The sequence below is a fragment of the Alcanivorax sp. genome (genome assembly GCF_014762765.1).
Taxonomy (GTDB): domain Bacteria; phylum Pseudomonadota; class Gammaproteobacteria; order Pseudomonadales; family Alcanivoracaceae; genus Alcanivorax.
The window spans coordinates 60,288-73,930 of the sequence record NZ_JABURH010000100.1 but is presented as its reverse complement, the minus strand read 5'-3'; the positions used below and the strand labels follow the sequence as shown (position 1 = coordinate 73,930).

Annotated in this window: 13 protein-coding genes; 4 read left to right on the top strand and 9 right to left on the bottom strand. The window is 57.8% G+C overall.

The window, feature by feature from the left end; genetic code table 11:
- The first annotated feature begins 23 nt into the window (after positions 1 to 23).
- From HUJ17_RS05780 to HUJ17_RS05765, 4 genes are all read left to right on the top strand, one after another.
- On the top strand, positions 24 to 620 hold the full coding sequence (locus tag HUJ17_RS05780; protein WP_290509790.1) for a transcriptional initiation protein Tat: 597 nt from the start codon (positions 24 to 26) through the stop codon (positions 618 to 620).
- A gap of 11 nt (positions 621 to 631) precedes the next feature.
- Positions 632 to 2,230 (top strand): GMC family oxidoreductase, encoded by a 1,599-nt coding sequence (locus HUJ17_RS05775; RefSeq protein ID WP_290509789.1) that lies wholly within the window; start codon positions 632 to 634, stop codon positions 2,228 to 2,230.
- A gap of 246 nt (positions 2,231 to 2,476) precedes the next feature.
- Positions 2,477 to 3,634, top strand: coding sequence for an iron-containing alcohol dehydrogenase (locus HUJ17_RS05770; protein ID WP_290509788.1), 1,158 nt, complete (start codon positions 2,477 to 2,479; stop codon positions 3,632 to 3,634).
- Positions 3,634 to 4,065 carry a thioesterase family protein gene (locus HUJ17_RS05765; RefSeq protein WP_290509787.1) on the top strand — a complete coding sequence of 144 codons (432 nt, stop codon included), beginning with the start codon at positions 3,634 to 3,636 and terminating at the stop codon, positions 4,063 to 4,065. The genes HUJ17_RS05770 and HUJ17_RS05765 overlap by 1 nt, the downstream gene beginning before the upstream one ends.
- A 217-nt stretch (positions 4,066 to 4,282) precedes the next feature.
- Here HUJ17_RS05765 and HUJ17_RS05760 read toward each other — a convergent pair whose 3' ends face one another.
- From HUJ17_RS05760 to HUJ17_RS05720, 9 genes are all read right to left on the bottom strand, one after another.
- Positions 4,283 to 5,266, bottom strand: a complete 984-nt coding sequence (locus tag HUJ17_RS05760; protein WP_290509786.1) for an AgmX/PglI C-terminal domain-containing protein — start codon at positions 5,264 to 5,266, stop codon at positions 4,283 to 4,285.
- Positions 5,263 to 5,763, bottom strand: a complete 501-nt coding sequence (locus HUJ17_RS05755) for a biopolymer transporter ExbD (RefSeq protein WP_290509785.1) — start codon at positions 5,761 to 5,763, stop codon at positions 5,263 to 5,265. The genes HUJ17_RS05760 and HUJ17_RS05755 overlap by 4 nt, the downstream gene beginning before the upstream one ends.
- Positions 5,760 to 6,290, bottom strand: coding sequence for a biopolymer transporter ExbD (locus HUJ17_RS05750; RefSeq protein ID WP_290509784.1), 531 nt, complete (start codon positions 6,288 to 6,290; stop codon positions 5,760 to 5,762). The genes HUJ17_RS05755 and HUJ17_RS05750 overlap by 4 nt, the downstream gene beginning before the upstream one ends.
- A 43-nt stretch (positions 6,291 to 6,333) precedes the next feature.
- Entirely contained in the window at positions 6,334 to 7,023 is a 690-nt protein-coding gene (locus tag HUJ17_RS05745) for a MotA/TolQ/ExbB proton channel family protein (RefSeq protein WP_290509783.1), read from the bottom strand.
- Positions 7,024 to 7,165: 142 nt separating this feature from the next.
- Positions 7,166 to 7,456 carry a hypothetical protein gene (locus HUJ17_RS05740; protein WP_290509782.1) on the bottom strand — a complete coding sequence of 97 codons (291 nt, stop codon included), beginning with the start codon at positions 7,454 to 7,456 and terminating at the stop codon, positions 7,166 to 7,168.
- Entirely contained in the window at positions 7,456 to 8,208 is a 753-nt protein-coding gene (locus tag HUJ17_RS05735) for a tetratricopeptide repeat protein (protein WP_290509781.1), read from the bottom strand. The genes HUJ17_RS05740 and HUJ17_RS05735 overlap by 1 nt, the downstream gene beginning before the upstream one ends.
- On the bottom strand, positions 8,189 to 11,134 hold the full coding sequence (locus tag HUJ17_RS05730; protein ID WP_290509780.1) for a tetratricopeptide repeat protein: 2,946 nt from the start codon (positions 11,132 to 11,134) through the stop codon (positions 8,189 to 8,191). Before HUJ17_RS05730 ends, HUJ17_RS05735 begins: the two co-directional genes overlap by 20 nt.
- Entirely contained in the window at positions 11,131 to 13,047 is a 1,917-nt protein-coding gene (locus HUJ17_RS05725) for a tetratricopeptide repeat protein (protein ID WP_290509779.1), read from the bottom strand. Before HUJ17_RS05725 ends, HUJ17_RS05730 begins: the two co-directional genes overlap by 4 nt.
- Positions 13,044 to 13,562 (bottom strand): hypothetical protein, encoded by a 519-nt coding sequence (locus tag HUJ17_RS05720; protein WP_290509778.1) that lies wholly within the window; start codon positions 13,560 to 13,562, stop codon positions 13,044 to 13,046. Before HUJ17_RS05720 ends, HUJ17_RS05725 begins: the two co-directional genes overlap by 4 nt.
- Positions 13,563 to 13,643 lie beyond the last annotated feature (81 nt).

The window sequence follows — 13,643 nt, the reverse complement described above, 5'->3', positions numbered from 1 at the left end:
GGGCCTGCCCAGGAGAGGGTTAGATGAATAACAACAAGCGTGCGCCGCTGCCCGGCTTTCTTGCCGGACTGGAGCCATTGAGTCGTCGCAGTTTTCTGCGTAGCTCCGTGCTCGCCAGCGCCGCAGTTACCTCCGGTTGTGCCAGTATGTTCGGGCGACGAAATGCCCCGGAAGCGCTGCAATACCATAGCCTCAATCAGGATGAAGCCCGGGTTATTACCCGCCTGACCGAGGTCATGTTACCCACTGCCAGTTATGGGCTGCCATCCAGTACCGAGGTCGTGCCGACGGTCAAGAATGTGGACGCCATGACACAGCGTATGCCCCAGCAGACCCGCGAGTTGCTCGGCCTGGGTATCTGGGTGTTCAACAACCGCCCCATGGTCAGCTTCAAGTTCAGCCAGTTCACCTCCCTCTCCGATGACAAGGCTCTCGATTACGTTAACGCCATGCAGGAAGGGTCGTTCTTCGAGCGTGGCCTGATGACCACGCTGAAAGCCCTGGTGGCATTGAACTACTGGCGTGATGAGCGCACCTGGCCGGGGCTGGAATACCACGGACCGGTGACCGAAGTGTGGGGCGTGCGGCGTCTGGGTAATGCACCGTTGCCGCGAGCCTGACAGGGGGAATTATGGCTTTTGTACGTGTCGCCCGTGACGGTGTCCCCGTCACCGAGGCAAAAGATGTGGCCCTGGACGCAAACCTGGGCAAACGCTTCACTCTGAAAACCGATGTGGTGGTGGTGGGCTCCGGTGCCGCCGGTTCCATTGTGGCCTATGAAATGGCGAAAGCCGGCCGTGATGTGCTGGTGCTGGAATCCGGCCGTTACTATCCCAGCTCCCGGTTTACCGAGCATCTGGGCGATACCATGACCCAGATCTATCAGGATCAGGTTGGCCAGGTGAATACCACGGCGGACATCATCTTTGTTCAGGGAGCCTGTGTCGGTGGCTCCACGGTGATTGGCGCCTGTGTGATGGAAGAGCCCGGTGACGAGGTGCTGGATGGCTGGGCCAGCCAGTACGGCCTGGAGAATCTGTCCGCGGAAAAGTTCCGGCCCTATCTGGATGGCGTGGCCGATCAGTTGCAGATCCATATCAACGAGGCCCACGAGATCAATGCCTGTGCCCACAAGGTGATTCAGGGCTGCGAGAAAATGCAGTTTTCCTGGAAACCGGCCCAGCGCAATGTGAAGCAGTGTGCCTTGACCGGACACTGCCTGGCTGGCTGCCCCTCCGACCGGAAAATGAGCTCCCTGGTGACGCATCTACCCTGGGCTGCCGCCTATGGCGCGCGGATCTTTTCAGATACCGAAGTGGTGCGCGTACTGACCCGTGATGGCCGTGCCCGGGGGGTGGAAGCGCGTATTACCGACCCGGACAGCGGCGCCCATGTGGCGGACATGCAGGTGGATGCGGATATGGTGGTATTGGCCGCCGGTGCCATTCATACACCACTGATCATGCAGCGTAGTCAGGTGGAAGATCGCAGTGGTCAGTTGGGCCGCAACCTGTCGATTCAGCCCTTCACCCAGGTACTGGGCAAGTTCAAGGAGCCGTTGTACGGTTTCCGGGGCGCATTGGTCGGGGTGCAGGTAGATGAATTCACCCGTACCGATGGCTATACCATCTTCTCGGGCTTGGCAGAGCCCGAATCCTTGCTGGCCCAGGGTGACATGAAGGCGGGCAAGGCCCACATCGACTTCATGAAAGACTACAAGTACTACGCCGGGGTGAATGCGTTCAGCACCGACCAGGGCAGAGGGTATGTGGAATGGTCCGGAGATGCCTATACCGGTGACAAGACCATTCACTGGAACCCGAACCGGGAAGAGTTCAACAACATGAAGGCATCCGCCGCACTGGCAGCGCGGATCTTCTTCTCCGGTGGTGCGGAAAAGGTCTATATGCCCACCTTCCAGAATCTGGAAGTGGATTCGGTATTCGCGCTGGATGAAACCCTGGACAAGGTGGATTTCGGTCTCAAGGGCATGTACACCTTCCGGGCTAACAGTTTCAGCCCCCACGGCACCTGCCGGATGGGGTCTGACCCCTACGAGGCGGTGGTGGCGCCCACAGGGCAGGTGTATGGCACAGCAGGGCTGTTCGTGGCCGATGCCAGCCTCATCCCCGAACCGATGACGTCGCCGGTGCAATGGACCGTACAGGCGCTGGCCCAGTACGTGAGCGATCAGATCAACGAGAACGCGCACAGCTACTTTATCGGTTAACCAGGAAACAGGCTCCGAGACAGACCTGGCGTCCTGTCTCGGGGCCACCGTTCTTTCTGAGTGGAAGCCTCGCCACCTCCCGGTCCGACCTCGCTTTTTCTCAGTTAACTCAGTGCCCTCTGTGGTGAAAAGTTGATTTCCTGCTGGTAGCCGCGACGCAAATCGCGGCTACCACGGCGTCATTCGCCATCCCCGCCTGTGCTAGCATTGATGCCCTAATCGGCACGGAATTTCAGGAGAGTGATCATGCCGGGTTTCGAGTTCGCAACCACCCATCGTGTGTTGGTAGAGGCGGGTGCCGCCGGGCGTTTGCCCGAGCTTTGTCAGGAGCGGGGCGCGAGCCGTGTGCTGTTGGTCACGGATCCGGGCCTTCGCAGTACGCCGCTGCTTGGGCCGGTGGAAGACAGCTTTCGGGAAGCGGGAATGCCGCTGGCCATCTTTGATCAGGTCAGTGCTGATCCGGCAGACACCATTGTCCTTGATGCCGCCCGCCAGGCCCGTGAGGAACGGGCCGATCTGGTGATCGGCTTCGGGGGCGGTTCTTCCATGGATGTGGCCAAGCTGGTGGCCTTGCTGGCGCATCCGGATGCCAACCAGCAGCTATCGGATATCTACGGTGTGGGACTGGCAACCGGACCGCGCTTGCCGTTGATACAGGTGCCCACCACGGCAGGTACGGGCTCGGAAGTGACCCCGGTGGCCATTGTTACTACCGGCGCCACTACCAAGGCCGGTGTGGTAGCACCATCGCTGCTGCCGGATTTGGCGGTACTGGATGCGGAGCTGACACTGGGCCTGCCGGCCCATGTGACCGCTGCGACCGGCGTGGATGCCATGGTCCATGCCATCGAGGCCTACACCAGTGCCCACAAGAAAAATCCTTATTCAGATATGCTGGCCCGTGAAGCGCTTCGCCTGCTGAGTGACAACCTCGTTACCGCAGTGAAAGAGGGCGGCAACCTGGCGGCCCGTGAGGCCTGTCTGCTGGGGGCCATGATGGCCGGGCAGGCCTTCGCCAACGCGCCGGTGGCTGCCGTACATGCGCTGGCCTACCCCCTGGGTGGGCATTTTCATATCCCCCACGGCTTGAGTAACTCCCTGGTGCTACCGGAAGTGCTGAAATTCAATGCTGTTGTTGCGGCGCCCTTGTATGCAGAGCTGGCACCGATTCTCAGCGATCAGCCCTTCACGGATGCCAGCAGCGGTGCCCAGGCGCTGATTGGTGCTCTGGAGACTCTCATTGATGCGGTTGGCTTGCCGGTGCGCCTGCGTGATGCCGGGGTCAGTGAAGACAGCCTGGAGACCCTGGCTGCGGATGCAATGCTCCAGCAACGTTTGCTGGTCAATAATCCACGGGAAGTGTCCGAGGCGGATGCCCTGGCGATCTACAAGGCGGTGTACTAATGGCAGAGAAGGGTAACCGACCAGATCGTGGCGAGTATGGCTATCTCTGCCCTGTGGACAGCCGCTGGAGCGACAACGACATCTACGGCCATATCAACAATGTGGTCTATTACAGCTATTTTGATTCCACCATCAATCGCTATCTGATCCATCAGGGAGGGCTGGATATACATGGCGGGGAGCACATTGCCTATGTAGTCAGCTCCGGTTGTGATTATCTGGAGGCTGCTGCCTATCCGGAGTCGCTGGTGGTGGGCATGAAAGTGGACAAACTGGGTAACAGTTCAGTGCGTTACGGCCTGGCATTGTTCGGTGCTGCAGGCCCAGCCAAGGCAACCGGTTTTGTGGTCCATGTTTTTGTGAATCGGGAAAGCGGCCGGCCGGTACCTATCCCGGAGCGGTTACGGGCAGCGCTGGAAAAACTTGTCTGACTGGCAAACACGTTTTCCTCTCGGGAACCACTCCAATGGGAAGAGGATAGGGTAGTGTGCACTGAGCCGAAGGCGAACTGCACCATCAAACGCCGAATCGGTGCAGTTCGCCTGAGGCTCAGTGCACCCTACGCATTAACAGCCAAGACGAGGTTGCCCTCATTACAAAAAAAGCCCGGTTTTTTGAGCCGGGCTTTTTTGTGACCGATGGATACGGTCAGTTCGGGAAGAAGTTCAACTTGTAGTCTCCCTTCCAGGTTTCCACATTCATGGCACCAAAGTTCATGCCTTTTGCGATCAGCATGATGCGTCTTTCCAGTTGGCTGTCGCCCAGCTGGCTGGATTTCACTTTCACATCCTGAACATCGCCGCTGGGGGCGATAACCAGATAGAGAACCACTGTGCCTTGCAGGGCAGGGTTGCTGCGCAGCGCACGCTGGTACTGGCTGTTGAACTTGCCAGCGTAGCGGTCGAATACGCGTCGCAGCTGTTCCTGGGTACGGCGGCTCTTGCCGTCGCTGCCCTTGCGGGTCGTACTGGCTACCTGGCCGGATTCGGCAATCTTGCTGTCCACCTTGCCGCCGCCCACGGTACCGGCGGACAGGGTACCGCCACCGCCACCGCCGCTGGATGCCCTGGCGGTTGCCACGCCGCCAGAGCCGGCGCCGGCACGTTTGCCGATCAGATCCCGCTCAGCCTTGGCAGCAGTGTCGCCACCGGTGCGCAGGCTGTTGCCGGAATCCACCAGTGGCCCGATATCATCCAGACCGGCCAGGGAGTCGCCCAGATCTTCTTCAAGCCGAGCCTGCGCTTTTTCACGCGCCTGTTCCCGTCGTTCCTCGGTGGGGCGGGGAGGTGGCTCCGGTTTGGGCTCGGGCTTGGGTTCCGGCTTCGGCTCTTCCTGTTCTGGTTTTTCTTCCGGTTCTTCCTCTTCGGGCTCAGGTTCCGGTTCGGGCTCCGGCGGCGGTGGCTCCTTCTGTTTCTCAAGAACCAGCTGCGCCAGCCGGTCCGGGATCTCCTGCTGTTCCCGCGGATCCGGCTTTTCGATAGTGACCGATTCCACCAGGATCATCAGCAGCAATGACAGGATCAGCAGAATGATGACGATGCCGTAAAGGCGTCGGTCTTCCCCCTCTTGTTTGTCCCAGGGCAGGGAGCCATCAATGAGTATGCGCAGTTTGTTATTATTGTTCTGCGTCATTCAGACTCCTCCTCTGCCACTTTAAGGACAGCAAAGGCGACCTTGGTATAGGGCGTCTCCATGCAGCTGCGCATCAGTTTCTTGATGACCGCATAGGGCACATCCCGGTCGGCCTGAATCATCACCTCCCGCTCTTCTTCCGGATCCAGAGCCAGGGCCCGTGATGCACGGAATTTCAGCTCCTCTATCAGGGCATCGACGGTGCGCTCTTCCTGCGTTTTTACCGCCTGGGTATCAGCAATCTTGCGACCATCTATCACTACTGCGGTGGGGCTGACCTGAATAATGAGTACATCGTTGGGCAGTTCCTGCGCGGTAGATTCCGGTAGCTGGATATCCTGATCATCCGGCAGTTTGGCGGCGTTGTTGTTATTCACCAGCAGAAAGATCAGCAGGATGGTGAAGATATCCATCAGTGATGTCAGGTTCAGGGCGGCAACGGTCTTGTTGCGGCGATGATGACGGGACATACGGCGCGCGCGGGCTGATTTCTTCATGCGTCACCTCCCGTGCTGGCAGCCTGATCCTGTGGTGCCGAGCCGATGCTGATGCTCGGGAACAGCTCTTTCTTGATGGTCTGACCATTGATCTGCGTGTTGTACAGACGCACAGCGTCCATTGTGTGAATCATCACCTCATAGGGGGTGTCATCCTCACAAAGCAGGGTAATGGCGGTTTCCTCAGGAAACTTTTCTTTCAGGGTAACGAGATAGTCGTGGAGGGCGGCGCTGTTGTGTTTGCCGTCCTTATTGTCCACGATTTTCAGTACGGCACTGGTGTTGCGGTCCACCACTTCGTAGCGGTTACCGTAAATAAGCACTTCCAGTACCAGCTTGTCTTTTTCGTCGTCTTCCGAGGGGGTGCTGCTGTCATTCACCGCGGGCAGGTTCAACTGCAGGATGGAGACCTGCGCGAAGACCGCGTTGATCAGCAGAAACGGAATCAGCACTACCATCAGATTCAGAAAGGCAGTGATGTTCAGTTCCACATCGGTGTCGCGCGAACGTCGTCTGCGAAATCGCATACCGGATCCTTACACCAGATTGGCGAAAACAAGAAAGTACGGCTTATTGGCCGTCGTTCTTGCGCTCTTGCTGGGCAGAAACCTGGCGGAAGACGTTAACGAATTTCACCGAGGCCATTTCCATGCTGTCCACCAGTTTGCCGGCCATGGCGTTGATAAAGGCAAAGGCCAGAAGCATGGGAATGGCGGCAATCAGACCGAAGGCGGTGGTGTTCATGGCAACGGAAATAGAGGCGGAAAGCAGGTCGGCTTTCTGTGCCGGGTCTGCACTGGCCACCGCGGTGAACGCGCTGATCAGACCGAGAATGGTACCTAGCAGGCCGAGTAGGGTAGCAATGTTGGCAAAGGTGCCGATGTAGGGTGTGCGGGCTTCCAGGCGCGGGATGATTTCCATCAGCCCTTCTTCCATGGCCAGTTCGATATCGTCGTGACGCTTGGCAGTCTTGGCGCGCTCCAGGCCATAGCCGATCACTTTGGCCATGCCGGTGTTGCTGCTGCTGACCACATCCAGGGCCTGGCGGAATTGGCCCTTGGCAATCAGCGGATAGACGTCTTTCCAGGTTTTCTGGTTTTTTGCCTTGGTGGCCTGGAGGTAGATGATGCGTTCCAGGGACAAGGCAAGGCCCAGGGCCAGGACGACCAGAATGGGATACATGAAGAAACCGCCATCCTGAATAAAGGTGATTGCGGTCTCAACAACGCCGTTGTTTTGCGCGGTGGCGGTGGTGGGCATGGACTTCTCCTGCGGTAATACCTGTTAGAGTTATTGTTTGTAGCGCAGCAAAGGCCGGTGATATGTCTGCTGCGGCTTCCCCAAAGCGCTAGTTTTTATCAGAAAAACGGCGTGGGTGCATCTAGTGATATTGACGGATCCGCTATTTCAGGAATAGATCATCGTTATCCGGCTCCTGATTGAGCAACTGGTGGTATTCGATTTCCCGCATCAACACCTCCTGATCCAGGGGTTCCAGCACCCGGTTAAGCAGGGAAGACGTGGGATCCTTTTTTTCCAGCTTGACCTCCCGGTCCTTCCAGGGCACCACGTTCAGCACCGTGGGGGCTTCCTGGGTGCCGATCACATTGGTGGATGCTTCTTCCTGGCCACCGGTTTCAGCGTGGCTGACTGCAGCATATGCAAAGGCAGTCATTACGAGTAAAAGGCGCATCAGTTCAACTCTCCATTCTTGTTGCCGGCATCCTGGTTTGCCACCGGCTGGCTGGGCGCATCCGGGGCCCTGCGCTGCAGATCCACAATCCAGTTAGCCACATTCTCATCCGGCAGTTTCTGAAGGTTCTGGTAAGCCTGGAAATGCTCCAGAGCCAGATTCAGATCCTGCAAATAGAGCTCGGCTAGCACCGCCAGGTTGAAATGGGCACGGGCATATTTGGGGTCCAGAACCAGCGCGCGCTCGTAATGAATACGGGCGTCGTCGAACTGGCCCTGTTCACGTAATGCCAGACCGAGGCCGTTATGGGCATAGGGGTTGGCATCGTTGACGGCCAGGGACTGTTCGAAGGCCTGTTGGGCCTTGGCGTAGTCCTCCTGTTCCATGTAGATCAGACCCACATTGAGCTGGGGACCGGAAAGCTGGGGAAAACGTTCTCCCAGTGAACGAAACATCACCAGTGCTTCCTTGTCTTTGCCTGCCATCCGGGCCTGTAGGGCACGGGCATATTCCGCCATCGCCTGCTCGGCATATTTCTCCACCTTGGGATCGTGGGGCACCGGTGGAATATGAATGGCATCGCTATCGGCAGCCGCGCCGCCGTCTTTTTGTTGCTCGTACTTGCTGGTACCGCCTTCGGCTGAGCCCTCCAGTCCGATGCCGCCTTTATTGGCACAGCCGGATAGCACCAGGGCGGCGAGCAGTGCGGTGGCCGCGCCCAGGCGGCCTCGATCAGTAAATGATATCCACATAGCTTTCCACCTGTTCAAACTTCGCATAGCGGCCGGGGATCAGTTCAGCCAGAGCGCCAAAGCTTTTCTTTACCCACTGGTCATAGATATCGTCGGTGACCAGATTGGTATTGGCGATAAGGATGTCGATGGCCTGGTCCTCGTAAGGGAAGGCCTTGTCTTCCAGCAGCATGGTATATTCTTCCAGCTCCAGTTCATCCAGCCCTTTGGGACGTTCTGAGGCGATCAGATCACGGGCTAGCACCCGGTACATTTCGCCGATTTTGTAGTTGGCGGCGGTGGCGTATTCTGCCACGCCGATATCCGCCACTGCCTGATAGTCGGCCAGGGCTTTTTTCATTATTGCGGTCTTGGCGGCCAGCGAGGTTTTCAGCGGCTGCGTAAGCGTAATACGCTTGAATTCCGTGAAGCTGGGTTCCGCCAGGGTAAAGCTGGCGTAGGCGGCCAGCCAGGCAACCCGGTCATTGGCTTCACTGCCGGCTTCCCGGTAACTGGCTACCAGTTGCTGCAGCCAATAGCCTTCCCGTTCGCTGTTGCCGGTTTTCCGGTTCAGCTCCACCAGACGGAACTGGGCTTCGGAGCGGAAATCGTAGGGCTGAGGCCACTCCTGAAGGTACTGCTGGTAGAGGCCAATGGATGCCTGAGGTTGTTCGGCCCGGTCTTGCATTTCTGCCGCTTTCCACAGCGCCTGACGGGAAAGTTCCGGATCGTCGCCCTTGTAATTGGCGGCGATCAACTGCAGCTCGCCGGCGGCGGCGGTGTAGTTGCCCTGTTTCTCGTAGGCAATGGCCAGCTTGTCCGGGATGGTGCTGGTGAGCTGATCGTCGGGATAACGCTGGCGGAAAGCTTCCAGAACCGGAATAGCATCGGCACTGCGGCCCTGATTGATAAACAGGGTAGCGGCATCGAATTCTGCGTTTTTGCGTACTGCGGCCTCCGGTACTGCCTGGCCCACGCGCAGGAAGGTGGCTGCGGCAATATCCAGGTTTCCTTGTTCCTGCTGCTGTTCAGCCTGACGGTAAATACTGATCGCCAGCTTTTCCCGGTATTCCGCCCGCTGCTCAGCGGGCATTTGCATATCGAGTAACTTGCCGTAGGCCATCTCGGCAACCTTGAAGCGACCCAGGTCGAACTCGCCATTGGCGATGGTGGCCCAGCCATAACGCATCAACTCGGTGGAGGGGGGCGGTTGGCGGTTGACCAGAAGGCCGGCCGTTTTTACGGCGCCTTCTACGTCACCCAGCGCGAGCTGATCCTCAGCGGTGTCATGCAGCACATTGGGGACTTCCGGATGTGCAGGGAAGCGTTGTCCGTATTGCTGGGCGCTGGCGATCTTCTTTGTCCGCCAGGTGCTTTCCTGTTCCGCATCCGGGCTGCTGTCAAGAATCTGCTGATAGGCCACCAGGGCATTGAAGGCGGCATCACCGCCTTTCTCGTAATCCTGGTATTGATAGGCGGTGCGTTCGAATTCGCTAATGGCAGCCGGGTAATCTTCAGCAGCGTAAAGGACTTCCGCATAGCGGTGATTGACCTTGGGCTGGTCTTCGCTGGCTGGCGGAGTATCCAGATATTCCTGGTACCAGCGCGCCGGGTCGCGGTAATCCGACGGCTTGCCGGATTTCTGGGCGAGCACATGGTGGTATTCGGCCAGATCGAGGATGTGTCCCTTGAGCAGCGATACATACTCTTCACGAATGTCGGGGTGACGACCCCAATAGTCGCTGTTTATGCCGTAGTGCTGGATAAATTTTTCCTTGGCAGGCAATACCAGGGTGGGGAAGCCACCTTTCTGGTAGGCATCGATCTGCAGGCTGGAAAACTCTGGTGCCAGGGTGGAATCCGGGTAGACCTGAACAAACATGTCGAAGGCTTCTGCCGCATCCCGGAAACGTTCCTGGCTCAGGTAGACCTGACCCAGGGAACGGTAGATGTCCGGTTCATAATCCCGCTTGCCGTTGCGGGAAAACCACTTCTTCACCGACTGTGGGCCATCCAGATTACTGAATGCCAAGCTCACCACGCGCTGGGTATCAGCGAACAGTTTGTTTTCCATACTGGTGTCATCATCGAGCTCACTGGCGCCGTTCAGATTATCCAGCAGAGTAAAGAAACTGCCCTGAGCCTGTTCGTAGTCGCCCAGTTTGTAATGACTCCAGCCGCGTTTGTAGAGCGCCTGGTTATAGAATTCATTGTTGGTGCCGCGTTTGATGACGTCTGCATAGGCTCGCTCGGCATATTCATAATCGCCGTCTGAGAACAGCATTTCGCCCCGGCGGAACTGGGATTCCAGTGCCCATTCACTGTCCGGATATTGTTCGACCAGGGAATCCAGGCTGGCACGGGCCTGTTCCAGATTGCCATCCATGGCATAGGCCTTGGACAGCAGATAATAGGCTTCGGCGCGCTGGTCCGGGTCAGTGGTACTGTCCAGCAGTTCCTGATACAGGGAAATGGCAGTGTTGTAGTCCACGTCCTGGTCGGCCAATGAGGGCGCCATGGTGCCGGCCAGATCCAGCAGTGCCAGTTTGCGCTCGGTATCCGGGGTGGTGTTCACCTGTTCCATGGTGTTGTCGTAGACGACCTTGTCGACTCTTTGTTCGAGACGCTCGTTGTCTGCGTCATCAATGCCCATTTCCTGTTCGGTGGCGGAAGAGAGGGCAAGGTCGGCCATGCGACGAAGGGTTTTGGCGCGACGTTCTGGATCATCAAATAATTCGGCGGCCTGCCTGTAGCTATTCAAGGCATCCTGAGTACTGGCGCTCTCCAGTTGCTGTTCTTCGATGATGATGTCGGTGCTTTCCAGATCCGCCAGGGTGGTTCCCCCGAAGCGGGCCTGTTGCTCCAGGGTGCCGTTCTGTGGCGAAGACGCACAGCCGCCAAGGGCAATGATTGCGGCGGCAAGGCCATGCAGGCGAAATCGGTTCACGATTCGTTCCTCTGTTTGCTGCCGTCTGATACCGAAGAGTCCTGCAGGCGGGCAATGGCCAGGTGAGCTTCGGCCAGCTGATCAGCCAGCGTTTGCTGGTTGGCCAGCAAAAGCGCAAGGGCATCGGCCTGCATGCTCTTTTCCAGAGCCTCAAGCGTGTCTTCGGTAAGACGCTTTATTTTTTCAATTCGCTGAGTCTGTTCGGCCAAGCGTTGGCCAAGGTCGTCCCGGGTGCGCAGGGTGGCATCACGGATCTGCTGTTGAACGGCAGCGATTCGCTCGCCCAGAACACCGCTTTCTACTCGTAATTGAGTAGCAGCTTGCTCCTGTTTTTCCCGTTGTTCTATCGACTGGTGGGCAATATCCCACAATAGCAGGCCACGCATGCGGCGCAGACGTAGAGCATTGTCATGGGTAGAGCCGGGCAGGGAACCGAACTGGCGAGCCATGGCATCCACTTTTTTCCACATGATGGCCTGTTCGGCACTGGCAACGTCTTCCGGCTTGCTCATGTCGACAAAATTGGGAATGGCGGAGGATACCTTGTCGCTGGAAAGGGCAAGCTGTTCCTGACGACTCATGTGACGAGTCATTTCACCTCGCACATGGGGAAGGTGGCGACTCAGGCTTTGCTGTTGGATCTGGTAGGTTTCCTCAAGTGCGGGCAGTGATTGTTGCCATTTTTTCACCATGCTCTTGATCTGGTGTATCTGCCGGTAGTGCTCGAAGCGTTGGGCGAAGGTATTGCCGGAAAACATCTTGTAGAGATAGGAGAGCTCGCTGCCCTGAGCCAGATCATTGCTGTTGGCGGGTAGCAGACCGGCCTGGTTGCTGTCTTCAGGCAACAGCGCTTCTGACCAGCCCGGCTTGGCGATGTTGTCGATAGCCCGCTGGATATCCTTCAGTGCCTGCCGGTATTCTGTAGCGGCATACTGGTAGCCGGCCAGAGCCTGGGGCAGGCCGCCCAGTTCCTCATAGGCCCGGGGGGCAAGCATGAGTGCTTCCTGTACTGACGGATGGCTGCTGTTACGACGAACGGCTTCAAGCCACAACGGCAGGGCGCGTTTTACATCCCCTGCCCGATAGTTCGCCAGGCCCAGCGCCAGCAGTGCGTCTTCAGAAAAGGGGCCATCGCTACGTACTTGGCGCAGGTCGGCACGGGCGCTTTGCAAGTTGCCTTCGCGCAATTCGGTCAGGCCGGAGGCCAGAGCGGCCCGGTCACGCAGGGCGAGAGCCTGATCTGAGCTGCCACCGGCTTCCAGCAGGGATTTGAGAAGGGCAACACCCTGAGCCCGATGGCCGCCACGAATCAACGCGACACCCATGTTGTAGGTGGCGTAGCGCCCTTCGTCAGTGTTCACGGGAACAGAGTGCAGGTAGTCCAGCGCGCCAGCGAAATCCCCTTCTGTCATGAAGATATTGGCCAGCATCAGACGCCGCCTGGCGTCGTCCGCGGGATCGAGGCCCTCCACGTTGTCGCCGTCAAGAATCATGGCGGCTTCCGCCAGATTACCTTCGCGATAGTGCAGAGCGGCCTTATGCAGCCAGGTCTGGGCCCGGGTACGGCTAAGAATGTCCTTTTCCAGCAGGCGGTTGAAGATTACCTCTGCCTTGCCCGGCAGCCCGTAGGTGACATAGAGGTCGCCAAGCAGCAGCTCGGCGTAGTCGGTATCCTCGTTGAATAGCGCCTGCTCCTGATTGACCAGCAGCTTGTTGATGGCATTAAAATTGGCATGGCGATAGTAGTCGAACATGACTTCACCAAAAGCCAGATAGCGGTGTTCCTCCACACCGAGAGGAATCGGGCCTTGGTTGATGTCATCGAAAAATTCGACTTTTGCCGCCTGGGCTGGAGATAACAGAGTGGCAAGGCACGCCGCGACCAGCCACCGTTTTCGCCGCAGCTGTGTCATTGCTGGTTCCACTCACGGAATTCAAACTTGTGCTGTTGCTTGTTCAGGTCGTCTACCACCTGCATCTCCACCATTTTCTTGCCGGCCCCCTTGGTGAAGGTGTAACTGGTGGTTTTCTGGTAATCCTTGCCCAGCGGATCGTAGCCGGTGATGGTGGCTTCCATGACATGACGACCACTGGCCAGGTTGCCGGTATAAAGACGCTGGATGCCGCCCTTGGTGAGAGCTTCGAATTCCTGATCGCTGTAGAAGTGGTAACCCACATGTTCGCCATCGATAGTCAGGTTGATGTCGACCAGACGAATCGGAGTGCCCACATCCACGGAAACAAAGATGCTGGTTTGTGGAGTGGCATAAAGTAGTTCCTGCTCCAGCAGGGTGAGATCCCGGTTCAGGTCCAGGGCTTCGCTTTTCAGCTGGCGGATCTGCTCGGACAGACCATCATCATCGGCGGCGATGGCGACCGTACACAGGCCGACAAGGAAGGCGCCGCACAAGGGCAAGAGTGCTTTCATGGGGTGGCGATCGCTTTGTGTTGTTGTTATTGGCCGGTAACCCGGCTGGCGTAGTGCCTAGTTGTAATCAGAAGAATGCCT